The following is a 21,976-nucleotide window of genomic DNA, read 5'->3' as shown; positions in this document are numbered from 1 at the left end:
CGCATCGGTCACCACCTCATCACCCACCCCGGAAGTATCGGACATATTGTGCGGCAGACCAAACCGATACAACAACTCATTCTGAACTGATCTCTAAACACGACCTAACCCCAGGCGCGCCGGGTCGCGGGCATATCGGCGTTCCCCGCTGCCTCCGGGACCACGCCGAGTACCTGGTGAATCCCGAGTCCGCCGTCCTCGAAGCCCAGTGCGGAGGCGGCCATATAGAGCCGCCAGATTCGCGCGCGCCCTTCGCCTGCCAGTGAAACCGCTTGTTCCCACGCCTTTTCCAGATTGCCCACCCATTGGCGGAGGGTGAGCGCGTAGTGCTCGCGCAGGGCCTCGACATCACGAACCTCGAATCCGGCGCGTTCCATGGCCAGCACGACTTCACCCACGTCGACGAGTTCGCCGTCGGGAAACACGTAGCGTCCGATGAAGGAACGGTTCTTCATGACCGAGCCGCCCGGCGAGGAGATGGCGTGGTTGAGCAGACGCCCGCGCGGGCGCAGCAGGGCGCGCACGGTGTCGAAGTACGCGGCGGCGCGTTCGGTGCCGACGTGTTCGAACATGCCGATCGAGGAGATGGCGTCGAACTCTTCGCCGCGCAGGTCGCGATAATCGGCGAGCCTGATCTCGACACTGCCGGACAGTCCGGCGTCGGCGACTCGGCGGCGGGCGAGTTCGACCTGAGCACCGCTGATGGTGACACCGACGACCCGCGCCCCGTAGGTCGCCGCCGCGTGCATCGCCATGGAACCCCAGCCGCATCCCACATCGAGCAGGCGCATACCCGGTTGCTCGGCCAAGCCCAATTTGCGGCAGATCAGATCGTGCTTGGCGCGCTGGGCGTCCTCCAATGAGCCTTCATCGTCCGGGACGAACCGCGCACAGGAGTAGGTCATGCTCGGTCCGAGCACCAGTCGGTAGAAATCGTTGCCGACGTCGTAGTGATGACTGATCGCCGCCGCGTCGCGACGTTTGGTGTGCAAGGGTCCGCGCCGCGGTCGCGCCTCCTCCGGCGGCGGTTCCGGCTTGCGGCCGAGCGCCCCGAGTTGCCGCGCCGCCCCGATGGCCTGCCAGGCCGCCCCGAGACCGAGGCGGGCGTCGTTCGGCGCGGTCGACTGGAGTGCGCGAAGCATCGTGAATATGTCGCCGTCCAGGTCCACCGCACCGGAGACGAAGGCACGTGCCAGGCCGAGTTCACCGGGCGCCCAGACCAGGTGGCGCAGCGCGTCCTCGGATCGCACGCGCATCGTCCCGGGACTTTCCCCCTCCGGGCGAATCGTGCTGCCATCCCAGAATTCGAACCCCACCGCGGGGTGCGGTCCCAAGGTGGCGCGCAGCAGAGGTTCGAACGCGGCGGCGATCGTGGCCCGGTTACCCATCCGACCACTATGGCCCGCCTCGCACCGCCGCGGTGGCAGCGACGCGGCGGCGACCGAAACGCAAGGTCGAGGACGCGGTGTCCGTGCTGTAGGCGCGCTCCGCCGAGCATCGGTGTGCCCGGCGAAACCGAATCGGCAACGCACTCATCACGTCCGCCGAGATTCCCGCGCCGGGGTCACCGAATCCGATAACCGTGCTGACCTCACGACGATCGGCGTTGCCGACAGTGATGATTTGAGGCAAACGCCCCATGTGAGCAGCATCGTGTCGGGCCGATGATCAGGGCATGACGAAGCGAGTGCAGGAATTACGGAGATCACCGGTCACGACCGAGTCGGCCTCGGAACCATCGATGGTCGAGAGGTTCGGTACGCCCACTTCCGATCGGGCACCCGGAGTGTCGAACGGCGGGCGGGTCGACGCGGTCGAGGTCACCCGACGTGTCGGGGGGCGGCAGATTCTCCAGGAGATGTCGCTGTCGGTCGAACCGGGTGAGTTGGTCGCCATCGCGGGCGGTAGTGGCGCGGGAAAGAGCACATTGCTGGCGATCCTGGCGGGATTGGAACCACCGTCCGCCGGGGAGGTTCGCCACGACGGCGTCGTGCGCGGGGCCCGACGCGGCGCGGATTCCCGGATCGGCTACGTGCCACAGGAGGACATCATCCACCTCGAGATGCCCCTGCGCCGCACGTTGCGCTACGCGGCGCGACTGCGGCTGCCCGCAGGCACATCGGAGGCCGAGGCCGACCGGGTGGTCGAGGAGACCATGCGCGACCTCGATCTCGCCGATCGGGCCGAGGTGCCGGTCCGCGCGCTCTCCGGCGGCCAGCGTAAGCGGGCCAGTATCGCCGTGGAGTTGCTGACCAGGCCGCGTCTGTTCTTCCTCGACGAACCCACCTCCGGGCTCGATCCGTCGACCGCGGCCGACGTGATGCGCCTGTTGCGCCGACTGACGCTGCGCGGGGTCACCGTTGTCCTCACGACGCACGAGCCGACCGGCATCGACCGGTGTGACCGCGTGGTATTCCTGGCCCGTGACGGCCACCTGGCTTTCACCGGCAGCCCGACCGAGGCTCGGCGCCACTTCGATGTCGACGATATCGCCGAGGTGTACGAGCGGCTGGCTCGTGAGGACACCCCGCAGATCTGGGCACGGCGATTCGCCGACAGCGGTGGAAACTCCACACCGGGCCAGGCTCTATCGCCCGTCGCGGCCCCACCTTCGAATCTCGAGCGCACGGGCCCGGTCCGGCAATGGTGGCTCCTGACACGACGTAATGTCGATGTTCTCCTCCGCAACCGGTTGACCCTTGTCGTCCTGCTCGGCTCGCCGGTGCTGGTCACGGCGATGATGGCGACACTGTTCGAGCGGGACGCCTTCCCGCCGCGCGGCGATGCCGACCTCGGCCCGGCCCAGATCGTGTTCTGGATCGCCTTCGCGGGTTTCTTCTTCGGCCTGACCTACGGCCTGCTCCAGATCGTCGGAGAGATGTCGGTCTTCCGGCGTGAGCGCCTGGCCGGGCTCAGCGTGGGCGCCTACGTCGCGTCCAAGGTGACGGCACTGCTTCCGGTGCTGGCCGGTGTGAGCGCGCTACTGCTCGGTGTGCTGCGGGCGCTCGGTCGGCTTCCCGCCGTCGGATGGGAGGTGTTCGCGTTCCTGTTCGTGACGATCGTGATCGAGGCGATCTCGGCACTGGCTCTCGGATTGCTCGCTTCGGCGGCGGTCTCCAACGCCGCGCAGGCCGCCCTCGCCCTGCCGATGCTCTGCTTCCCCCAGGTGCTGTTCGGTGGCGCCATCGTCCCCGTCGACGAGATGGCCCTGCCGGGACGCCTGATGAGTCTGGGTCTGTCCAACCGCTACGCTTTCGAAGCGCTCGGCCGCGAGCTGGATCTCGAGCGATACACCACCACGCTGCCCGCCATGTCCGCCTACGATGCCACCTTCCGCGGGGGAGCGGGAGCCGGTCTCATCGTTCTCACCGTGTTCGCCGTCGGCCTGGTGCTGGCCACGATATGGGTCCTGGACCGACGGACCCGGCCCGGCACGAACCGGCGATGAAAGCCGTCGTCGACTCACTGCCGCGACGACCGGGAACCCACCAGACCCCGGTCGATCGCGGCCAGACCGGCCTGCGTGCGGTTGTTGACGCCCAGCTTGGTGTAGACACGTTCGACGTGGTTGCGCACGGTCTTCTCGGCGATGAACAATTCGGCCGCGATTTCCCTGTTCGATCGGCCCTGCGCGACGAGTCGCAGGATCTCGACCTCGCGGTCGGTCAGCCCGGCGGGCCACGGCGTGCGCCGCGAGGTCCCCGGATCGGCCACCGCGAGGACAGCCGCGACCGACTCGGCGTCGAAACGTCCGGCGCGGGCCTGTTCCCGTATCCGATCGGCGGCGTCGCGCGGATCCAGCGGCGGTCGGTCGGGGCGCGGTTCGAGCAGTCGCTGATAGGCCTCCGCCGCGGCGAGCAGCCGATCCGGCGCGGTCAACTCCGGGCCGGTGAGCCCGCGGGGAAAGCCGGACCCGTCGATCCGTTCCCGGTGCTTCATCGCCAGATGCACGACCGACTCCAAGCCGCCGACTCGCCTCAGTATCCGGCCGGTCAGATCCGGATACATGCGTACCCGTTCCCGTTCGGCCGTGGTGAGCGGCTCCTTCTTCTCCCAGATCCGGTTGGACACGCCCATTTTGCCGAGGCTGTGCACCAGCCCGGCTCGGTAGAGATTCGTGATGTCGGTGGGCGGCAGGCCCTGGTGTCGGGCCGCACCGGCCACCAGATTCGCGACGCCGCGCGAATGTCCCAGTGTGAAGGGCGATTTGAGATCGACGAAATCGGCCATGGCCTCGAGTAGTTCGTCGCTCTCCTCGGCCGTCAGGGTGCGGTCGCGATCCGGCGCTTGGGCCAACGCCGCGGTCCAGACATCGATTTCGAGTAATCCCTGCACGATGGCGGCAGCGCCGTGATCGAATACCGCCACCACCGCCGGGCTGAACTGACTGCCGCCCCGCGACCGGACGACATCCTTCGCGTGCTCGAGTCCGCCTGTGCGCAGGTGGACCTCGACCACGTCGGCGACATGGGCGATATGGACCTCGACCGGGATGTCGTCTCCGCGAGAACCGTCGGGCAACCCACGGCCGTCCCAGCGCTCGAAGACGTAGGCCAGCGCCTTCGCGACCTGCTCGTCCAAACCCATCCGATCGGAGAGAACCCCGGCGGAACTGCAATGCGACTGGATCAACGTGGCGACCCGGCTGCGAGCGGTCACCAGGAAAGCCGTGGCACGGATGCCGCGTTCCCAGCCCGGTAATCCACGCCCGACATGACTCAGCATCAGCCGCAGGAACGGCATGCCGGTCGTGTCCACCGTGTAGGTGTCGGCCCGGAAGGCGATGTCGTCGCCGAAGAGCGCGGCGAGTTCGTGCGAATCGGCGTGACAACCGATCCACCCGACCAGATTGGCGTAGTACACCGTCGCTCGCTGTTGCCGGTCGAGCCCCATCCGCTCGGCGATACGTGTCGCGATCAAGGACGAGCGGAGCATATGCTCCATCGGCTGCCCCAGGCCGAGGTCGATCGCGAGCGATATCGCGGCGAGCAGTTCGGCTCTGCTCAGCCCCTCTCCCGAGCCTGTCGCGTGCGGATACATCTGCCCATTGTCCACCCGGGCGGCGCCCGTCGCGTCGGCGCTGCCCGTCCGTCCGGGACCACTACGACATGAATCCGACGATCGTCTCCGTCGCGCCGATACCCATCGGCAACGCCCCGGGCGCGCTCTGCACGGACCGCCCGGCCGCACGGGTGTGGGTTCGGGATCGAGTGCCGACGGTGATCCGAATATCGAGCCGCCGGATCAGCCCGGGACGGTTGTACTGATCGGCACTTCGGTGGCCGTGGTCGATGGCGGCACACCGGTGGTCGGGGGCGTCGTCGACGGTGGAATCGTCGGCGTTGTGGTGGGTTCGGCTGTTGTCGGCGGGACCGTCGTGCCGGTCACGGGTCGTTGGTCGGAGGTCGGTGGTGGTGTCGCGGTGTTCGATCCGGGCCTGCCTACTTCGGCGGCGGCGTCCTCGGTGGGCGGGGACAGCGGAACGGGTGCGGGCGGCTGGATCGGATTCGACCCGTCCGGTGGCGGAGCGGGCAACTCGACGACGTCGAGTGCGGACGATTCGGCCGGGGGTGACGCGGTCGGCGGTTTTGTGGTTCGGGTCGGACCGGGCTGCACGACAACCGGTTCGGCGGTGGGCGTCGTGGAACGACCGGGAAGACCGGCCGGAACCGCCGGAACCGGCGACGGCGTAGCGGGAATGTCGTCGGGAGCGCGCATCAAAGCCGTGGCGACAGCGATACCGACGGCGCACACGATTGTCCCGACAACCGTGGCGACCAGTACTCGACGTCGGCCGGGTGTGGGTGGATCGGTCGAGCGGATCGGGGACGGCGGTGCTACCGCGTCACGATTCGACGGATCCGCTTCGAGCGCAGGCGGATTCGAATCACCGGGCTCGGACCGGTCGGATTCCGACTGGTCGTAATCCGGCAATGTGGGATCCAGCTGGTGGGGATCCGGCAGGTCGGCCGTCGACAATTCGGCATTGGGCAGATCTGGATCCGGCAACGTGGTGTGGAGCCGGCGAGCGCCGACCGGCTCGACACCGCGATCGTTCGCGGTGAGGGCATTCGGCGTCGGTGCGACCGGATCCGGGCCGGATTCGTGCGGTGACACGGACTCCGGCGACGGTCTGTCGCCAGAGGCGGACTCGAACTCGACACGCTCGCTCGGCCCCGATTCCGGCAGAGACGGTACGCCGGGGGATTCGCCGCGGTCGGTCGGCGCTGATTCCCGTCGAAGTCCCACGGGCGGTTCGACACTCTCGACCCGCGCGCGTGCCTCGCGCGGAATATCCGCGCCCGCTTCGCGCGGAACATCCTCGGCACCCGTCGACTTCGGTCGAAGCGAGGATTTCGGGCCCTCGTCTCCTCGATCGCCGTCGGGTGTCGGCAACGGCCGGGTCCGCTTCCTCGACACCGCCGCCGAGTCGACATCCCTGGCCACATCCGGCACCGATACGAGTTGCGGAATCGCGACCGAGGAGAGCGCGTCGTGCGCGGCTTCGGCGAGCGCGCCACAGGAGGGATAGCGGCGGTGGGGCTTCTTGGCCAGGGCCGTGGCGATGACGGCGTCGAATTCTGCCGGAAGGTCGGGACGCAACGCGCGCGGGGACGGTGGCCGCGCGGTGAGATGTGCGGCGATCACGGCGGCCTGATCGTCGCGCGGAAAGGGGTAGGTCCCGGTGAGCAGGTGGTAGAGGGTGCAACCCAGTGAATAGATATCGGAGCGGTGATCGGCGAGATTGGAGAACCGTTCCGGTGCGGCGTAGGCGAAGCTCGCCGAGATGGACGACATGGTGACGGTATCGTCGCGGGTGCGGGCGATACCGAAATCGGTGAGTAGCGCGCGAATTTCATCGCGTGGCCCGTATTCGACCATCAGATTGGCCGGTTTCACGTCGCGGTGCACCACACCCTGGTCGTGTGCGAAATCCAATGCTTCGGCGGCGTCTCCGACGATCCGAACCGCGTGTTCGGGCGCGAGCCCGCGCGGCGAGGCTTCCAGCAGTTCGCCCGCGTCGCCGCCCGCGATGTAGCGCATAGTCAGCCACAGCGCGTCGTCCTCGGGACCACTGCGGTCGTAGACGGCGACGATATTCGGATGGTCGAGCCGGGCCGCCACGCTCACTTCACGATCGAAGGCCGCACGCACTTTCGGATCCGCGTTGAACCCGTCGGTCATCAGTTTCAGCGCGACGGACCGTTCCAGGCGCGGATGCCGAGCCAGATACACCGATCCCATACCGCCGGTGCCGAGGCACCGTTCGATCACGTATCCGGCGAAATTCGCCCCTACCTGTAACTGCACTCCACTCCCCGAGATCCGCGTGCGTCGTACGCCACGCGTACCAACCTGCCACACCATGGTGCACTTTCACACTCGGTGGCAGTGGCATCGGCCCCGCACCCGGGGCGGTGGGTGACCGGCGTGCCCTGCTCGGTCGCAAGCCGTCGACGGCGATCGGTCCCGACCGGTTCGTGCGCCCGGCTCGGGCCGCGGAAAAGTCGAGCCGGTGTCGTGTAACGCCTCCGGGGTGCCGCGCGACAGTGAACGTGAGTGTTCGTGACCCGCTCGCGGGGAAGCGACATTCATCCGAAATCAGCCAAGCCCATTGCGCGTCTGTCTGTTTCAGGCACGACGCGGGCCTTGTATAGGGGGGACCTGTGCAGATCATGCAGATGTCGAATCGGGGGCGCCGATGGCGCGCGAGTATCGGACTGGTGCTCGGCGTCGTGGTGCCGGTACTGATCGTGACCGCGTGCTCGGTCGACGAACAGAATTCCGACCCGACACGCTCCGGAACCGCGGCGGCCACCGCGAGCAGTGTCTCGAAGACGCCGTCACCGACCGGTGCCGCGTCGACGAACAATCCCGGTGAGACTCAGGGAAATCCGGGCGGTGCGGGTGGAGGAGACACCGGACAGACCGGCGGGGAACAGCCGGGCGACCCCGGCGGAACCGATACCTGCGGTGCGACCCCGTGCGGTACCACGGGCAATCCCGCTCCGGCGCCCGGTGGCACCGATACCTGCGGCGGTGCGACGGTGTGCGGCGCCGCCGTGTGGGATCCCTGTTGGATATCCGACGCCGATATCACCGAACTGGGATTCCGTCCGGACAGCCGACAGGTGCTCAGCAACTCCGGCGGCGTGAGCGACAAGAGCTGCCAGTGGCAATCCCTCACGGGCAAATCCGAATTCACGATCGCGTCGACCTGGCAGACGCTGGAGGAATTCAAGCAGAGCGGGCGTTATGTGGACTTCGGCTCGCTGTCGGTCGGCGGCCGAGACGCCTACCGATATCGTGCGGCCCAGGACACGAACAAGATCGGGTGCTACATCGGCATTCCGGTGCAGGGCGGCCTCGTCGCGTTCGTCACGCGGAATCTGAAGCCCGACGCGCCTCAGGAACCGTGCGTTGCGGCGCAACGTATCAGCGAAGCTCTGGTCGGCTATGTGCCCCGAGCGATGTGATGGAGCCGAGCTCCTGCGACGCCGGTCACCACAATCGGTGACCTGATCACGTTTTCGGCCCCCGGTGCACCACGCGCCGGGGGCCGGTCTCGTTCCGGCGGCGGATCATCGGCCGATGTCGTCGTTTCTCGCGCCTTTGCCACCCGCCGCCGTGCTCGACAGCATCGAGCCAGGGCCGATCGTCCCATGACATACACCTGTCTAGGCATATGTCTGGACAGTGAAACGTTGCCCGCGTAGTCTCGGTCACTGCCGGGATAGACCACGCGATTCGGCGCCATGGGAAGGCCCCGATTGCCGGAGTCGGCTGACCGAAGAGGAGAACTATGACCATCGATTTGCCGGCGGAATTCGACTTCACCGATCCCTACCTCTGGGAAGCTCGTCGGCCGGTCGAGGAGTTCGCCGAGATTCGGCGCACCGCGCCGGTGTGGTGGAACGCTCAGACGAAAGAGCAGGCCGACCCGTTCGGTGACGACGGCTATTGGGTGGTCAGCCGACACGAGGAGATCAGAGAGATCTCCAAGAATCCGCAGTTGTACTCCTCGCATCGGAGTGGCGCCGTCATCCGTCTTCCGTCCGGCACCACCGCGGATATAGCCGAGGCGATGAAGAGTGCGCTGTTGCTCAATATGGACCCGCCGAAACACACCAAGATCCGGCGCATCGTTTCCAAGGGATTCACGCCGCGCGCGGTGGAGGGGTTGCGTGCCGCGCTGGCGGAGCGATCTGCCCGCATCGTGCACGAAGCCCGGAAGGCGGGCGGGGGAGACTTCGTGGAACAGGTTGCGTGCGAACTGCCGTTGCAGGCGATCGCGGAGCTGTTGGGGGTCCCGCAGGATGACCGGCACAAGCTTTTCGAGTGGTCGAACGATTTGCTCAATCATTCCGACGACCCGGAGTTCGGTGATCCGGCCGTCGCGTCGATGGAGATGCTCGGATATGCGATGGGCATGGCCGAGCAGCGCCGCGACAATCCACTCGACGATATCGTCAGCACGCTCGTCAGCGCGGATGTGAACGGCGAGGCGTTGACCAGCGACGAATTCGGCTTCTTCGTGATGCTGCTGGTGGTCGCGGGAAACGAGACCACGCGTAATGCGATCACCCATGGAATGAAAGCTTTCGTCGACCACCCCGATCAGTGGGCGTTGTTCCGCGAGCAGCGCCCTCGGACCGCGGTAGACGAGATCGTGCGATGGTCTACTCCGGTAACGGTGTTCCAACGGACCGCAACCGCTGATACCGAACTCGGCGGACAGCAGATCCGCGCCGGGCAGCGACTCGGATTGTTCTACGGTTCAGCCAATTTCGACGAAGACGCTTTCGAAGACCCGTTCACCTTCGACATTCTGCGTGACCCGAATCCACATCTGGGTTTCGGCGGAACCGGGACGCACTTCTGCGTGGGCGCCAACCTGGCTCGGCTCGAGATCGAGTTGATGTTCGGCGCCATCGCCGATGCCATGCCCGATCTGCGGCAGGAGTCGGAACCGCAGCGGTTGCGCTCCGGATGGATCAACGGCATCAAGCACTGGCAAGTCGCCTACCGTTAGCGCGTTCCGGGGTTGCGCCGTGGGTGGAGTCGGCGCCGTCCTGTCCGAGTCATGAGAAGGTGATGACCGGTTTCACGACGGCGCCGGAGGCGGCATCGGCGATCGCGTCGTTGACGCGGTCGAGGGGGTAGGCGCGGATCAGTCGTTCGATCGGCAGCTTTCCGTCCCGGTGCCACTGCACCAATTGTGGTAGGTAGGTGTGCGGATTCACGTCGCCTTCGATGCTGCCGCGTATCGTTTTGCCTCGGCCGATGAGTTTCGCGACCTCGACGGGAAGGGGGGAGGGGCCGAGGCCGACCAACGCGAGAACGCCTCGCGCGGTGAGGGAGTCGATCGCGGTCGCGATGACCGGTGCCGCGCCGGTGGTGTCGAGAGCGTGGGTCGCTCCTCCGTTGCCGAGGGCGGCGATCTGTGCGGCGACATCGGTGTCGCCGCCGTCGATGACGACATCGGTGCCCAGTTCGGAGGCGAGTTCCAGTCGTTCGGGGGACAGGTCGACCGCGACGACGGTCCCTACTCCGATTGTCCGCGCGGCCATGACTGCCGACATGCCGACACCGCCGACGCCGAAGATCGCCAGTACGGACGAAGTGTCCGGGGCCAGTACATGGGTGACCGCGCCCGCCCCGGTCTGGACCGCGCAGCCGAACGGAGCGGCCGACACCAGGTCGACATCCGGATCGATGACGACGATATTGCGCGTGGTGGCGAGCACGTGGGACGCGAAGCTGGATTGTCCGAAGAAGCCGCCGGTGACCGGTTCCTCACCCGCCCGCAGTGGTGAGTCGGGGCCGAATCGGCCCGCGTTGAGTGTCGCCCAGTGGGCGCAGTATCCGGGCAGGTCGCACGAACATTCCGCGCATTCCCCGCAGCTCTGATAGGTCATCAGTACGTGGTCGCCGACCGAGACCCCGGTGACCCGCGAACCGACGGCTTCCACTATTCCCGCGCCTTCGTGACCGAGCACGATGGGCAACCCCGGCGGAAAAGCCTCTCGGGTAGTCGAATCGGTGTGGCAGATGCCGGACGCGACCACTCGAACGAGAACCTCGTCGGCGGTGGGCGCACGCAGGGCGAGCGTTTCGATCGCCAAGGGGGCGTCGCCGCCACGCGACACTGCGGCGGTGATTTTCACAGCTCTTCTCCTTGCGGCCGGTTCGCACCAGCCTGTCGCTTCAGTACTTCATAGCTCCGGCGTCGACCGCTATCTGGCTCCCTGTGATCGACGCCGAACCGGGCCCGGCCAGCCATGCCACCACATCCGACACCTGTTCCGGTGACATGAACCCGGTGTGCCCGTTCGCGGCGGCCCGCAGCGGCGCAGGCGGAAAGCTGTGCAGGAAGGACGGGTGGTTGCCGAACAGTTCCACCATGGCGTTCGGTTCGACCATGGGCGTGTCGACCGAGTACGGATGGATGGAGTTCACGCGGATGCCGAACTCGCCCGCTTCCAGCGCCAAAGTATTCGTCAGTGCCACCAGTCCGTGTTTGGACGCCGAGTAGTGACCGTTGCCCGGTGTGGCCTTCAACCCGGCCGATGAGCTCACGATGACGATCGATCCGCCGTTGTTCGCGGCGATCATCGCGGGGACGGCGGCTCGGACGGTGCGCCACGTGCCGCTGAGATTGACTCCGACGACGGTGTCCCAGTGTTCTTCGCTCATTTCCCACAGGCGTCCCCAGCTCAGCACGCCCGCGTTGGCAACCAGGACATCAAGGCGTCCGAACCTCGTAACACCCTCGGCCACAACGCCTTCGAGAGCGGCCAAATCCCTGACGTCGACCACGCGGGTGAGGGCCACGCGTCCGAGCGCTTCGATCATGCGCGCTGTTTCGGCGAGATCCTCGGCGGTGGCCGGGGGATAGGTGATGGTGTCCGACAGCGGTGCGCAGGCGTCGATCGCGATGATGTCGGCGCCCTCGGCGGCCAGACGGAGTGCGTGCGCGCGACCCTGGCCGCGCGCGGCGCCCGTCACCAGGGCGACCTGTCCTCGCAAGGACTCGGTACGGTCGGTCGTCGGCGCGCTGCCTCGTGCGGTCATCGGATCACTCCCGTGTGTCGATATGTGGTGCGCGAGCGTGATCGCGCGCGGGTCCTTCGGATACCGTCCGGACCTCGCCCTCTATTGGACACTAGTCTAGACAGCTGCTCGATCCGCTTGTGGATTCGCCTGCCGTGCGCGGGTGATCAGGACCGCCATGACATCGGCGACTGCCTTCTCGAATAGCCCGGGTGTGCTGATCGTGGACGTCGGGGGAATTCGGCAGCGCCGTTGGGTCGAGTAAGTGCTCGCCTGCCGGGGCCGCGGAAGCCGAGTCTGCCTACAGACCGACCCGGCAGTTCCCTCAGCGTTGGGTCGTTCGAGGGGCGGAACGTCCGACGGATGGCGAACCGATCACCGACCGCGGAGTCGACCCCGGACCGAGCGGTGGTGCGGTGGGAATCGGTGTGCCCGCCCTCGGCACGCTCGTGCTCGTCTTCGGGACCGAGGAGGTCGTCCGGGAGGCTGTGGGCGCCTTCGTCGTGGTCGAGGTCGACCTCGTCGTCTTCGGAGGCGGCGTGGTGCCCTCCGACGAGGGTTGCAGCAGTGCGATTCCGGCACCGGTCCCGCCGGCGACGATCAGGAATCCCAGTGCTACGCGACGGCGCAACCGACGACGCCCGTCCGGCCCGGTGGAGGACGGCGCTCGCGCCGGGTTCCGCACCGTCGCAGCGGGATCCAGCGCGGAGCGCGCCGCCTCGGCGAGCGCGGCGCAGGTGCCGTACCGATCATCGGGGCTCTTGGCCATCGCGGTGGCGATCACGGCGTCGAGTCCGGCGGGCAGTTTCGGGCGGATATCCCGTGGCGCGGGCGGCGGGGCTGTCAGGTGCGCGGCGATCACGGCGGCCTGATCGGTGCGTGGATACGGATGACATCCGGTGAGCAGGTGGTAGAGAGTGCAACCCAGCGAATAGATATCGGATCGGTGGTCCACGGTCGCGGTGAACCGCTCCGGTGCGGCATAGGCGAAACTGGCCGCGACCGAGGACAGGGTGACGGTGTCGTCGAGTGTGCGGGCGATGCCGAAGTCGGTCAGCAACGCGCGTTGCCCGTGGCGGGGGTCGTCATCGATCACCAGGTTGGCCGGTTTCACATCACGATGGACTACCCCTTTCGCGTGAGCGAAGTCGAGAGCGTGGGCGGCATCGCCGATCAGGCGCACCGCCAACTCGGGTGGCAAACCGTCGGGGGCGGCAGCCAACAGGGTGTTTGCGTCGCCTCCGGCGACGTAGCGCATCGTCAGCCACAGGGCCGGGTCGTCGGGTCCGCTGCGGTCGTAGACGGCGACGATGTTCGGGTGGTCCAGTCGTGCCGCCAGCGCGGCCTCGCGATCGAACGCGCCACGGACTTTCGGGTCGGTGGTGAAGGTATCGGCGAGGACCTTCAACGCGACGAGCCGTTCCAGCCGCGGATGGCGAGCCAGATACACCGATCCCATACCGCCGGTGCCGAGCAGTCGAACGACGATATACCCAGCGAAGTTCGTTCCCGCCCGCAAATGCACGCCCGGCACCATTCCTCCCGTGGCGTACTTCGCGCACGCCGTCCCGAATATGATGACCGCGCGTACCGTCGTTCGCACGACAGTTGCTCGGAGCCGACCGGGATTTCGCCCTCGATGCTCGCACGTCGAGAACGCTGTACTCGGCTCCGGTCGGTGGAACCGCGTCGATTCATTTCTTCCCGCAGTGGATCGGCATTCCGGACGGTGGCGGCGGGTACCTGTACAGCCCCGAAAACTCACCGGCGGGCGTCGATCTCTACGGGGGCCCGTGTGTCGAACCGGTCGACCTCGGTGACGGCTGGTGGATGTGCGATTTGGCCCTCACCGGCTACTGACGCGGCATGTGGCGATCGCGTCCACGGATCCGGCTCCCCGCCGACAGTTCTCTGCCTACGCCCATTAGAGACATATACGCAAAATTTCTCAAATCCGGTTACATCGGTGATATGTGACCGTTTCGGGCCGTTCGTAGGCTCACGGAATCCGGCCGATCTCCGACAGAAGCGGATTCCATGACCGAAACCTCGCACCCGGCGCCGGAGCCCTCGGGCAGTAGCGCCGCCACCTCCGGCATCGTCGAGACGACGGTGTATCCCAAGCGTCCCGCCCGGGCCGTCGACCTGGCCAAGGCCGCGCCGCTGGGGTGGTGGCCCGCCGTGGCCATCGCGCTTGTCGCGTTCATCGACCGAGTCGAGATCAACCTGATCGCCGGTGCGCTACCCGCCATCCAGGACCATTTCGGCTTCAGCGACACTGCTGCGGGCGCGATCCCGACCGCCGCCAGTATCGCGGGCGCGCTCCTGCTGCTACCCGCCGGACGCCTCGCCGACCGGGCGCCGCGCGTCGCCACGATCGCGGTCGTGGTGCTGGTGTGGTCGTGCTGTTCGATACTCAGCGGCCTGGCGACATCCTTCGTGATGTTCTTCCTGGTCCGCGTTCTCATCGGCGCCGCCGGGCAGCTCTACAATCCGCCCGCGTCGAGCCTGCTCGCCGACTGCTATCCGGCCCGAAGTCGCGGCAAGGCATACGGATTCGAACGTGCCGGGTACTACCTGGGCCTGCCCACCGGCGTCATCCTCGGTGGAGCGCTCGCCGAGGCGCTGGGCTGGCGCGCGGTGTTCTTCGTCGCCGCGGTACCCGGTCTGCTGGTCGCCGCGCTGGTGCTCACCGTCCGGGAACCGTTGCGCGGGCTGGGTGATCGTCTCGACCGCCTACGCGCGGGCCCGGAAACCCGGCAGACCGACGAAATCCCCTCCACGCGTGGTGAATCCCTGCTCGGGGAAGCGCGATCCCTGCTGCGGGTGCGCACGCTGACCGGCATCATCATCGGACAGGCCCTGCTGTCGCTCGGTATCGCGGGCGTCTTCTACTGGCTGCCCACCTTCCTCGAACGCACCGAGAACCTCGACTACGACGCCGCTTCCGGGCTCGCGGGCGCGGTCGGCGGCACCGGAATCGTGATCGGAATCGTCGTCGGCAGCCGACTCGGTGACCGATTCCACGGTATCCGACCCGGCTGGCGCGTCACCGTCGCCACCGGATTCCTGCTGCTCGGCGCCCTGACCCTCACCGGTGCGGTCCTGCTGCCCGGTGTCGCCGTGCGCGTCAGCATGATCGCGCTGGCCTGCGTCGGTTTCGCGGGTGCCATACCGAATCTCACGGCGGCATCGGCCGATGTGGTACCGGCCGAACGTCGAGGTATGGGATTCGCCCTGCTCACCTTCCTCGTCACCCTGGGCGGCGCGCTCGGACCGTTCTTCGTCGGCGTCACCTCCGACCTGGTCGGCTCGACCGCGTACGGCGGCGAACCGCTCGCGCCCGCCATGCTGGCCCTGGTACCTGCCATCTTCGTGGCGGTCGCTGTGCTGCTTCGGATCCGGGCGCGCTACGAGGACGACGCGCGGACCGCGCGCCCGACCTGACGGTCCGCTCGGACTCAGCTCGTCCGGCGGTACCGGATGTGCGTGGCCAGTGGCGAATGCAGCACCTCGACGGGCTCGAACCCGAAGGAATCGACGCCGTCGAAGATCCGTTCGCCGGACCCGAGCAGGACGGGGGCGATGTCGAGCGTCAGTTCGTCGATGACCCCGGCGACGAGCGCCTGGCGAACGGTGGAGGCGCCGCCCGCGATGTCCACGCCGTCCTCGCCCGCCGTCTCGAGCGCCTGGGCGTAGGCGGAGTCGAAGCCGTCGGTGACGAAGTGGAAGGTCGTTCCGCCTTTCATCTCGATCGGCTCGTGGGCGTGATGGGTGAGCACGAACACCGGTGCGTGGTAGGGCGGCTCGTCCCCCCACCAGCCACGCCAGTCGTCCTCCCACTCGCCGCGGATCGGCCCGAACATGTTGCGGCCCATCACGTAGGCGCCGCGCGGGCGCATGAGCCAGCCCGCGGCGGTCTCGTCGTTCGCGGTGGTGCGCTCGTCGCCGATATGCCAGCCGTGCAGCTCTATTCCGCGCCTTCCGAGTGGGTGTGCGCGCCCCTGGTCCGGCCCGGCGACGAATCCGTCGAGCGAGATGGACATGTGACAGGTGGTGTCCGGCATTCGCGACCCTTCCAAGGTGATTGCGTTTTGCAAGTGGTGGATCGCATCTACCCGAGCCGACGGCAAACCGAAAGGACATCGGTGGACGGCGACTCGGCCGGTCCTTCATCCGACCCCACGGCCGGTATTTCGCGAGGTTCCGACGCGACAGGTCGATCAGTAGAGGTAGATGGCGAGCAGCGCGATCCAGATGACGGCCAGCCAGGCGTCGGTGGTGATCCGGAGCCAGAGTGGCGCGTGCCGGACTTCCATGAAGTAGCGGATGATCAGGCGGCATTTGATCAGTCCGAGGACGACGACACCGGTGATCAGACCGGTGTCGAGGCCGCTGGCGTCGGTGTGGCCGGGGGTGAGGCGCCAGGCGACGAGTGTCGACGCGGTCAGTGCGATCCAGACGTAGACGATGACGCGTTTGTCGCGGCGGAATTCGGTGGCGGTGGTCACTGGATCACCTCATGAGGTAGACGATGGCGAAGATGACGACCCAGAGCAGGTCGATCATGTGCCAGAACAGGGCGCCCTGTTCGACGATGCCGACGCGTTGTTCCGCGGTGTCGCGTAGTTCCCGGACGACGATGCCGAGGATGAGCATGCCCAGGAGCAGGTGTGCGAGGTGCACGCCGGTCAGGACGAAGTAGAAGCTGAAGAATTCTTCGGAGACGGTGTGGCCGTTGCTGATCTCACGGTGCCATTCGAAGATCTTGACCAGGGTGAAGATCAGTCCGCATGCCGCGGCGGCGAGCTCGAGCTGTCGTGCGCTGCGGATCGCCCGCTCCCGCACGGCGATGACGGCGAGGGCGACGAACATCGAGCTGGTGAGTAGTACGACGGTGTTGGCGACGCCGATGCCGATGTCGAGATGTTGTTGGGCGGCAGAGAACTCGTCGGCGGATCGGGTGCGGAAGACCATGTAGACGACGAAGTAGGCGCCGAAGAAGAACAGGTCACCCAGGATCATCACCCACATGTCGATGTCGCCGGGTAGGTGACGCGACCGCCGGGCTTCGGCGGGGCGTGTCTCGGGAGCGGAGAGGGTCATCGGGTGACCTCGGCGGGGTAGAGGGGCGGAGTGTGCGCGGTTTCGGCCTTGGTCGCGTTGCGCAGGATCGGGAGCAGGCACACGATCCACAGTGCGAAGACGACCACGGCGACGTAGAAGGTGATCATCCCGTTCCAGGCGAACGCTCCCGAGTGGAAGACCCACATCTGGGTGGCGAGGACTTCGGTGACGATCTGCCAGATCGAGATGTAGGCGAACCATTTGGGGAAGATGTGGTTGCGGTCGTAGAGGATGGCGATCGCAAGGACCGTGTAGGCGGCGGTGAAACAGCCCAGCGAGCCGTTGTAGGCCAGCATGCCCAGGTCGTAGAGCATGTGCTGGATGGCTGGGTCGCGGTCGGGGCGGAAGGTGGCGGTGAGCCAGCATACGAGCAGGAGATGGAATCCCGGGATGGCGCCGACTCCCATTCCGGCGATGTAGGCGTAGGCCAGCAGTGAACCCGAGGACATGCGTTTCATGAAGTAGCCGATGATGCCGTTGGAGACCGCGGCCCCGCCCGCGAGGACCAGCAGCACCGCGAATCCGGCCTGGATGCTCCACTGGTGTTTGTCGAACCACTGCGCGACCTGGAGGTCGGTCACGTCCGGACGTGGTGGCGGCGTGGCCCTGCCGAAGAACACCACGCCGACCGACAGTGCGGTGTAGAAGGCGGCGAAGAGCCAGTAGGTGATCCAGACATCCAGTCGCACTCGGCTTTTCGAGCCGACGCCGTCCGCGGGCGAACGGTCCGGCGCCGAGGCGGTCACCGCGGTCATGACGGGCTCACCTCCTGTCGGGCTTGGCGATCGAGCGCCGAGCGCACGAGGAAGAACATCACCGCGACGAACAGGGCGAAAGCGCCGTTGCGCAGCCAGAACGACACGAAACCGTCCCAGGCGAGCGGGCCGTCACGAAAGACCGCGGCACCGGCCGACGGGGCCATCGCCAGCGCGGTGAGCACCGAGTAGGGCGCCACCCACTTCGGGAAGATCGGATGCGCCTGATCGTCGAAATATACTGCGAGAGCGAGCAATACGAATTGAGCGACCAGCATGCCGATCGGTGCGATGAAGATGATCCACGCCAGATCGTTGAGCACTTGGATCAGTTCCGGTCCGCGGTCGGGTCGGAACGCGGCCACGGCGAAGAAGATGTTCGACAGCGCGAACAAGGTCACCCCGGCCACGATCGAGGTGAGGTAGGAGAAGGCGAAGATCTGACTCTGCCCTCTCATGCGCAGCATCTGGCCCATGATCAGCACGAAGAACGGGACGATCATGACCCCGCACAGGTTGAATCCGACCATGCTGAAACGGATCAGCGGGGTGTTCTCCTCGTAGAACCGCGCCACTTCCGTCGCGGTCATATTCGGTGACATCGGCGGGAAGAAGCCGGGAAACGCCACGAACAGCACCAACAGCGCCAGCGCGACCACGGGGGTCGACCACAGGATGACCTGTTGGGCTCGCAGATTCGTGGCCCCGGATCGCTCCTCGTCCTCGGTGAGTAGCTGCATGTTCGTGGCTCCTGCCGGATCGGTCGATGTCGCGGCCGCTGCGGGCGAGCGCCGCGCGGTGGACCATGGCGAGGAGCATCCCAAGTTTTCTGACTATGGTCAATAATTGAGACGCGGTAGAGTTCCTGCTATGGCGGTGGTTTCACGCGGATCAAAAGATGACGGTAGTCAGAAAAGGGCGACGCCGGTCCGGGCGCGTTCGCACGCCAGCCGGGAAGCGATCATGGGGGCGGCGATGGCGCTGTGGCGCACGAAGGGGTTCGCCGACACCACCGTCACCGACATCTGCAAAGCCGCCGGAGTGTCGAAAGCGTTGTTCTACGTGTACTTCTCACGCCGCGAGGACGTGCTGCTCGAGGTGGAGGTGTTCACCATGCGCGACGCGCACCTGGCCGCCGAGGCGGTGGTCTCGGGCGATTACACGCTGATCGAACTGATCGCCGCGGTCGTGGGCACCCTCGAACAGCGCGCCCGCCAATACCCGCCGGAACTGATCTTCGAGACGGTGCTGGAGACCTACCGGATCGAACGCCGCGCCCTCGCCGAGGGGGCGACCCAGGCCGATATCGCCTACCTGTTCCTCGAACCCTTCCGGCGAGCCCATCGCGACGGCCGCATCCACGCCGAGGTCGATGTCGTGCGTGCCGCGCGCATCGCGCAGATGCTGGTGGCCGACGGGATCCGCTGCTGGGCCGCCGCCGGTTTCGACGACCCCGCGCTCGCCGAAACCCTCGCCGCCGAGATCGGTGCGATGCTCGCCGCGGCCCACGTCAGCGCGTGAGAGGTTTCTCGAACACGCCGATAGCAATGGATCGCACCCACATCGGGTGGGGTCATCCGGCCGCCGCGATCCGATTCGCGAACCGATATCAACGCCGCGCCGTACCTGATACGCCGGTCCGCGACTCGTGAAAGGCGGCCTCGGCGGATCGCCGTGCGGCCACGCAGGTGCGGAGTTCCGTTTTCGATTTCGAAAACGGTGTTCTCGCTTCGAGCGAACTGTATTCTGATGCCGTCCGGATCGCAGGTCCGGTCGCGGCCCATTCCGACCGGGGGAGTGGGCCCCCGCGACAGGGCGTATCCGCGCCCCGGGTCGCGGCCGAGCGATGCTTGCAGCCGCTCTTCTCTATCCGATTCCAGTCGCAATTGGGAGCTGTCAATGAAGATTCGTCCTGCTGCTGTCGCCGTGGGGTTCGCCCTTGCCACCGTGATCGGCGCCGGTTGGAACACCGCCGCCGCGGCACCGCCGGCGTTTGTCGACCTTCCCGCGAGCGACTGCGCCGTGCTGAGCCAGATCGGTTCCGCGACGATCAGCACACTCGCGCCGTTGCAGTCGGCGCCTGCTGATCAGGCCGCGGCCGGTCTCGCGGCCTACGTCGCCCAATTGCGCGGTCAGGAGAGCCAGGTCAGTTCGCCGGAGGCGCAGGCCGCAATCGAAGGGCTGGCCAGCGCCCTCGAGAATTCCACTGGACCGGAGTCCGCGGGTGCGGTCTACGGTGCTCTCGGCAGGGTGAATTCCGCCTGCTCGTAGGTCCGACGACCAGGTGGTCGGTGCGCGGGAACGGTTCGCCGTCCGTCACCGACCTCCGCTGTCCGGGCGCGGAGTGGGTCGAGTAGCCCCGCTCCGCGGCTGACAGATCGAATACCGAAGGCCCGCTGTGGACAGTGGGCCTTCGTTGATTCTCGCGCAGTCCGGGGGCGAGGGGGCTCGGGCATGCCCCGGGGTGACGGTCGTCGGGTGGCGACCGTTCAGCATCGGATTCCGATGGGTACACGTGCGGCGAAGAAGCCGTCCGACCCTGTCCGAAAAACTTTTCTCGCGACAGCGATGATTCCTGCGGCGGTGCTCCGTCTTATCGGTTGACGCGCTACCAACCCGGCGCACCGACCAGGAGGACCTGACATGACCACCGCCAACCCCACCGCCGTCATCTCCGACACCGCCACCCACCGTCCCGGCAAGATCCGCAACCGCGTGCTGTGGACCCTGCAGACCCTGCTCGGCCTGTTCTTCGTCATCGCCTCCGGCGGACCGAAACTCGTCATGCCCAACGCCCTGACCGACAACGCCCCCGAGAACCTCACCATCCCCATCGGGCTGTTGATCTTCATCGGAGTCGTCGAGGTCGCCGGCGGAATCGGCCTGATGGTGCCCAAGCTGAGCGCCCTGGCCGCCGCGGGCCTGTCCGTCCTGACCGTGCTCGCCGCCGCGACCCAGGCCTTCATCGCCGACAAGCCCGCGATGGCGATCTTCCCGCTCGTCCTCGCCGCGATCTTCGCCTGGATCGCCTACGAGCGCCGCGCCACCCTCACCGATCTGCGTGACTCGCTGACACGATGACAAATCCATGAACACGATCGGCGATCGGTGGCCCCGCCCACCGATCGCCGATCGTGCGTGCCCGGGTCGATCGCCCGTCGGGTTGGCGGCGATCGATCCGTGGGGCCACCCGGCGCGCTACCGATCCGGCAGATCCGCCCGGACACGAGAACCGTCCGTGCTGCGTGCGTACTGCCCGGGCGTCATGCCCAGAATGCGTTTGAAGTGTCGGATCAGGTGCGGTTGGTCATGAAAACCGGTGGCGGCGGCCACCTCTCGCGCGGGCATCCCGCTCAGGAGCAGCGGGCGGGCGAGATCGACCCGTCGGGAGATAAGATACCGGTGCGGCGGCATCCCGAATTCGCGGCTGAACGCGCGTATGAGGTGGGTGGGATCGGCGTGCAGGACGGCTGCGGCGTCGGTGAGGGAAATGCCTTCGGCTGTGCGGGAATCGAGCAGTTCGCGCAGGCGGCGAGCCAACCGGGGATCGGCGCGCGAGGGCGCCGGGTCGGTGCCGTGCAACAGGTCGCGGAGTCGGTCATGGATGAGAGCGAGGCGACTACCGGCCTCCAACTCCTCGCCGACGTGGGTGAGCGTCGTATGCAGCTGCCGGACGCGGCGATGCAGGAGCGGGTCGGTGAAGGTCGGGGTGTCGACGGCGCAACCGATCATCGCCTCGGAGAAATAGGCATCATCGAGGTACAGAACGCGTTTGCGGAATCCGCGCGCGGTCGCGGCCTGCCCGTTGTGTGGAACATGCGGTGGCAGCAGCGACACCATCGAACCGAGGACCCCGTGTTCGTGACGGTCGAGGTCGTAGCGGACCGCCCCGTCGTCGACGATCAGCAGTGTCCAGGAATCGTGGGCGTGCATCGGGTAGACGTGCCCGACGAACCGGGCATGGAAGACCTCGACGATGCCGGGAACCCGCGGCTGCCAGGCCTTGACCTGCTCGACACTGCCGCCGACAACCATGCCAG

The 21,976-nt window shown here is 66.9% G+C and carries 20 protein-coding genes; 8 read left to right on the top strand and 12 right to left on the bottom strand.

The features are described 5' to 3' along the window. Positions 1–104 precede the first annotated feature (104 nt). Complete coding sequence (locus DAT37_RS21155; RefSeq protein ID WP_109526548.1) at positions 105–1,388, bottom strand: SAM-dependent methyltransferase; 1,284 nt, start codon at positions 1,386–1,388, stop codon at positions 105–107. A gap of 353 nt (positions 1,389–1,741) precedes the next feature. Here DAT37_RS21155 and DAT37_RS21145 point away from each other — a divergent pair, with 353 nt between their 5' ends. Further along, entirely contained in the window at positions 1,742–3,448 is a 1,707-nt protein-coding gene (locus DAT37_RS21145) for an ABC transporter ATP-binding protein/permease (protein ID WP_232839903.1), read from the top strand. Positions 3,449–3,462: 14 nt separating this feature from the next. On the opposite strand, the gene DAT37_RS21140 is transcribed toward DAT37_RS21145, so the two are convergent. Both DAT37_RS21140 and DAT37_RS21135 read right to left on the bottom strand, forming a co-directional pair. After that, complete coding sequence (locus tag DAT37_RS21140) at positions 3,463–5,040, bottom strand: HD domain-containing phosphohydrolase (RefSeq protein ID WP_232839902.1); 1,578 nt, start codon at positions 5,038–5,040, stop codon at positions 3,463–3,465. Between the two features lie 204 nt (positions 5,041–5,244). Continuing rightward, positions 5,245–7,311 carry a serine/threonine-protein kinase gene (locus DAT37_RS21135; RefSeq protein ID WP_157978598.1) on the bottom strand — a complete coding sequence of 689 codons (2,067 nt, stop codon included), beginning with the start codon at positions 7,309–7,311 and terminating at the stop codon, positions 5,245–5,247. Between the two features lie 365 nt (positions 7,312–7,676). On the opposite strand from DAT37_RS21135, the gene DAT37_RS21130 reads away from it, so the two are divergent. Both DAT37_RS21130 and DAT37_RS21125 read left to right on the top strand, forming a co-directional pair. Continuing rightward, positions 7,677–8,477: a DUF3558 family protein gene (locus DAT37_RS21130; RefSeq protein ID WP_232839907.1), complete on the top strand. Its 801-nt coding sequence runs from the start codon at positions 7,677–7,679 to the stop codon at positions 8,475–8,477. A gap of 326 nt (positions 8,478–8,803) precedes the next feature. Continuing rightward, on the top strand, positions 8,804–10,033 hold the full coding sequence (locus DAT37_RS21125; protein WP_109526543.1) for a cytochrome P450: 1,230 nt from the start codon (positions 8,804–8,806) through the stop codon (positions 10,031–10,033). A 49-nt stretch (positions 10,034–10,082) separates the two neighbouring features. On the opposite strand, the gene DAT37_RS21120 is transcribed toward DAT37_RS21125, so the two are convergent. The 3 genes from DAT37_RS21120 to DAT37_RS21110 all read right to left on the bottom strand — a co-directional run bounded on the left by DAT37_RS21120 (position 10,083) and on the right by DAT37_RS21110 (position 13,579). Then, on the bottom strand, positions 10,083–11,168 hold the full coding sequence (locus tag DAT37_RS21120) for an NAD(P)-dependent alcohol dehydrogenase (protein ID WP_109526542.1): 1,086 nt from the start codon (positions 11,166–11,168) through the stop codon (positions 10,083–10,085). A 40-nt stretch (positions 11,169–11,208) separates the two neighbouring features. Beyond that, positions 11,209–12,075 (bottom strand): mycofactocin-coupled SDR family oxidoreductase, encoded by an 867-nt coding sequence (locus tag DAT37_RS21115; protein WP_109526541.1) that lies wholly within the window; start codon positions 12,073–12,075, stop codon positions 11,209–11,211. A 304-nt stretch (positions 12,076–12,379) separates the two neighbouring features. After that, positions 12,380–13,579 (bottom strand): serine/threonine-protein kinase, encoded by a 1,200-nt coding sequence (locus DAT37_RS21110; protein WP_198654374.1) that lies wholly within the window; start codon positions 13,577–13,579, stop codon positions 12,380–12,382. Between the two features lie 83 nt (positions 13,580–13,662). On the opposite strand from DAT37_RS21110, the gene DAT37_RS21105 reads away from it, so the two are divergent. After that, on the top strand, positions 13,663–13,914 hold the full coding sequence (locus DAT37_RS21105) for a hypothetical protein (protein ID WP_109526539.1): 252 nt from the start codon (positions 13,663–13,665) through the stop codon (positions 13,912–13,914). Positions 13,915–14,091: 177 nt separating this feature from the next. Further along, positions 14,092–15,501: an MFS transporter gene (locus tag DAT37_RS21100; protein WP_109526538.1), complete on the top strand. Its 1,410-nt coding sequence runs from the start codon at positions 14,092–14,094 to the stop codon at positions 15,499–15,501. Positions 15,502–15,515: 14 nt separating this feature from the next. Here DAT37_RS21100 and DAT37_RS21095 read toward each other — a convergent pair whose 3' ends face one another. The 5 genes from DAT37_RS21095 to DAT37_RS21075 form a co-directional block, all read right to left on the bottom strand. Beyond that, on the bottom strand, positions 15,516–16,121 hold the full coding sequence (locus DAT37_RS21095; protein WP_109526537.1) for a dihydrofolate reductase family protein: 606 nt from the start codon (positions 16,119–16,121) through the stop codon (positions 15,516–15,518). A gap of 156 nt (positions 16,122–16,277) precedes the next feature. Continuing rightward, positions 16,278–16,565, bottom strand: coding sequence for a cytochrome C oxidase subunit IV family protein (locus DAT37_RS21090; protein ID WP_109526536.1), 288 nt, complete (start codon positions 16,563–16,565; stop codon positions 16,278–16,280). Positions 16,566–16,569: 4 nt separating this feature from the next. After that, positions 16,570–17,160, bottom strand: coding sequence for a cytochrome c oxidase subunit 3 (locus tag DAT37_RS21085; protein ID WP_109526535.1), 591 nt, complete (start codon positions 17,158–17,160; stop codon positions 16,570–16,572). Then, positions 17,157–17,936, bottom strand: a complete 780-nt coding sequence (locus tag DAT37_RS21080; RefSeq protein ID WP_232839901.1) for a hypothetical protein — start codon at positions 17,934–17,936, stop codon at positions 17,157–17,159. The genes DAT37_RS21085 and DAT37_RS21080 overlap by 4 nt, the downstream gene beginning before the upstream one ends. Beyond that, on the bottom strand, positions 17,933–18,676 hold the full coding sequence (locus DAT37_RS21075; RefSeq protein WP_109526534.1) for a hypothetical protein: 744 nt from the start codon (positions 18,674–18,676) through the stop codon (positions 17,933–17,935). Before DAT37_RS21075 ends, DAT37_RS21080 begins: the two co-directional genes overlap by 4 nt. Before the next feature lie 223 nt (positions 18,677–18,899). On the opposite strand from DAT37_RS21075, the gene DAT37_RS21070 reads away from it, so the two are divergent. From DAT37_RS21070 to DAT37_RS21060, 3 genes are all read left to right on the top strand, one after another. Beyond that, a complete protein-coding gene (locus tag DAT37_RS21070) occupies positions 18,900–19,457 on the top strand; it encodes a TetR/AcrR family transcriptional regulator (protein ID WP_109526533.1) in 558 nt (185 codons plus the stop codon). A 378-nt stretch (positions 19,458–19,835) separates the two neighbouring features. Further along, on the top strand, positions 19,836–20,207 hold the full coding sequence (locus DAT37_RS21065) for a hypothetical protein (RefSeq protein ID WP_157978597.1): 372 nt from the start codon (positions 19,836–19,838) through the stop codon (positions 20,205–20,207). Between the two features lie 372 nt (positions 20,208–20,579). Beyond that, on the top strand, positions 20,580–21,017 hold the full coding sequence (locus DAT37_RS21060; protein ID WP_109526531.1) for a DoxX family protein: 438 nt from the start codon (positions 20,580–20,582) through the stop codon (positions 21,015–21,017). Between the two features lie 117 nt (positions 21,018–21,134). Here the strand turns inward: DAT37_RS21060 and DAT37_RS21055 are convergent, their stop codons facing one another. After that, positions 21,135–21,971 carry an AraC family transcriptional regulator gene (locus DAT37_RS21055; RefSeq protein ID WP_109526530.1) on the bottom strand — a complete coding sequence of 279 codons (837 nt, stop codon included), beginning with the start codon at positions 21,969–21,971 and terminating at the stop codon, positions 21,135–21,137. Positions 21,972–21,976 lie beyond the last annotated feature (5 nt).

The organism is Nocardia aurea (assembly GCF_003123685.1).
Taxonomy (GTDB): Bacteria; Actinomycetota; Actinomycetes; order Mycobacteriales; family Mycobacteriaceae; genus Nocardia; species Nocardia aurea.
The sequence above is the reverse complement of the archived record's forward strand: the minus strand, read 5'-3'. Positions and strand labels throughout refer to the sequence as shown.

Bases quoted from the DNA above. Each gene is read 5' to 3' on its own strand.
- DAT37_RS21065 (WP_157978597.1), top strand. From the start codon at position 19,836: ATGAAGATTCGTCCTGCTGCTGTCGCCGTGGGGTTCGCCCTTGCCACC.
- DAT37_RS21125 (WP_109526543.1), top strand. From the start codon at position 8,804: ATGACCATCGATTTGCCGGCGGAATTCGACTTCACCGATCCCTACCTC.
- DAT37_RS21055 (WP_109526530.1), bottom strand. From the start codon at position 21,971: ATGGTTGTCGGCGGCAGTGTCGAGCAGGTCAAGGCCTGGCAGCCGCGG.
- DAT37_RS21145 (WP_232839903.1), top strand. From the start codon at position 1,742: ATGGTCGAGAGGTTCGGTACGCCCACTTCCGATCGGGCACCCGGAGTG.
- DAT37_RS21130 (WP_232839907.1), top strand. From the start codon at position 7,677: ATGCAGATGTCGAATCGGGGGCGCCGATGGCGCGCGAGTATCGGACTG.
- DAT37_RS21155 (WP_109526548.1), bottom strand. From the start codon at position 1,388: ATGGGTAACCGGGCCACGATCGCCGCCGCGTTCGAACCTCTGCTGCGC.
- DAT37_RS21060 (WP_109526531.1), top strand. From the start codon at position 20,580: ATGACCACCGCCAACCCCACCGCCGTCATCTCCGACACCGCCACCCAC.
- DAT37_RS21100 (WP_109526538.1), top strand. From the start codon at position 14,092: ATGACCGAAACCTCGCACCCGGCGCCGGAGCCCTCGGGCAGTAGCGCC.
- DAT37_RS21095 (WP_109526537.1), bottom strand. From the start codon at position 16,121: ATGCCGGACACCACCTGTCACATGTCCATCTCGCTCGACGGATTCGTC.
- DAT37_RS21140 (WP_232839902.1), bottom strand. From the start codon at position 5,040: ATGTATCCGCACGCGACAGGCTCGGGAGAGGGGCTGAGCAGAGCCGAA.
- DAT37_RS21115 (WP_109526541.1), bottom strand. From the start codon at position 12,075: ATGACCGCACGAGGCAGCGCGCCGACGACCGACCGTACCGAGTCCTTG.
- DAT37_RS21085 (WP_109526535.1), bottom strand. From the start codon at position 17,160: ATGACCCTCTCCGCTCCCGAGACACGCCCCGCCGAAGCCCGGCGGTCG.
- DAT37_RS21075 (WP_109526534.1), bottom strand. From the start codon at position 18,676: ATGCAGCTACTCACCGAGGACGAGGAGCGATCCGGGGCCACGAATCTG.
- DAT37_RS21080 (WP_232839901.1), bottom strand. From the start codon at position 17,936: ATGACCGCGGTGACCGCCTCGGCGCCGGACCGTTCGCCCGCGGACGGC.
- DAT37_RS21070 (WP_109526533.1), top strand. From the start codon at position 18,900: ATGGGGGCGGCGATGGCGCTGTGGCGCACGAAGGGGTTCGCCGACACC.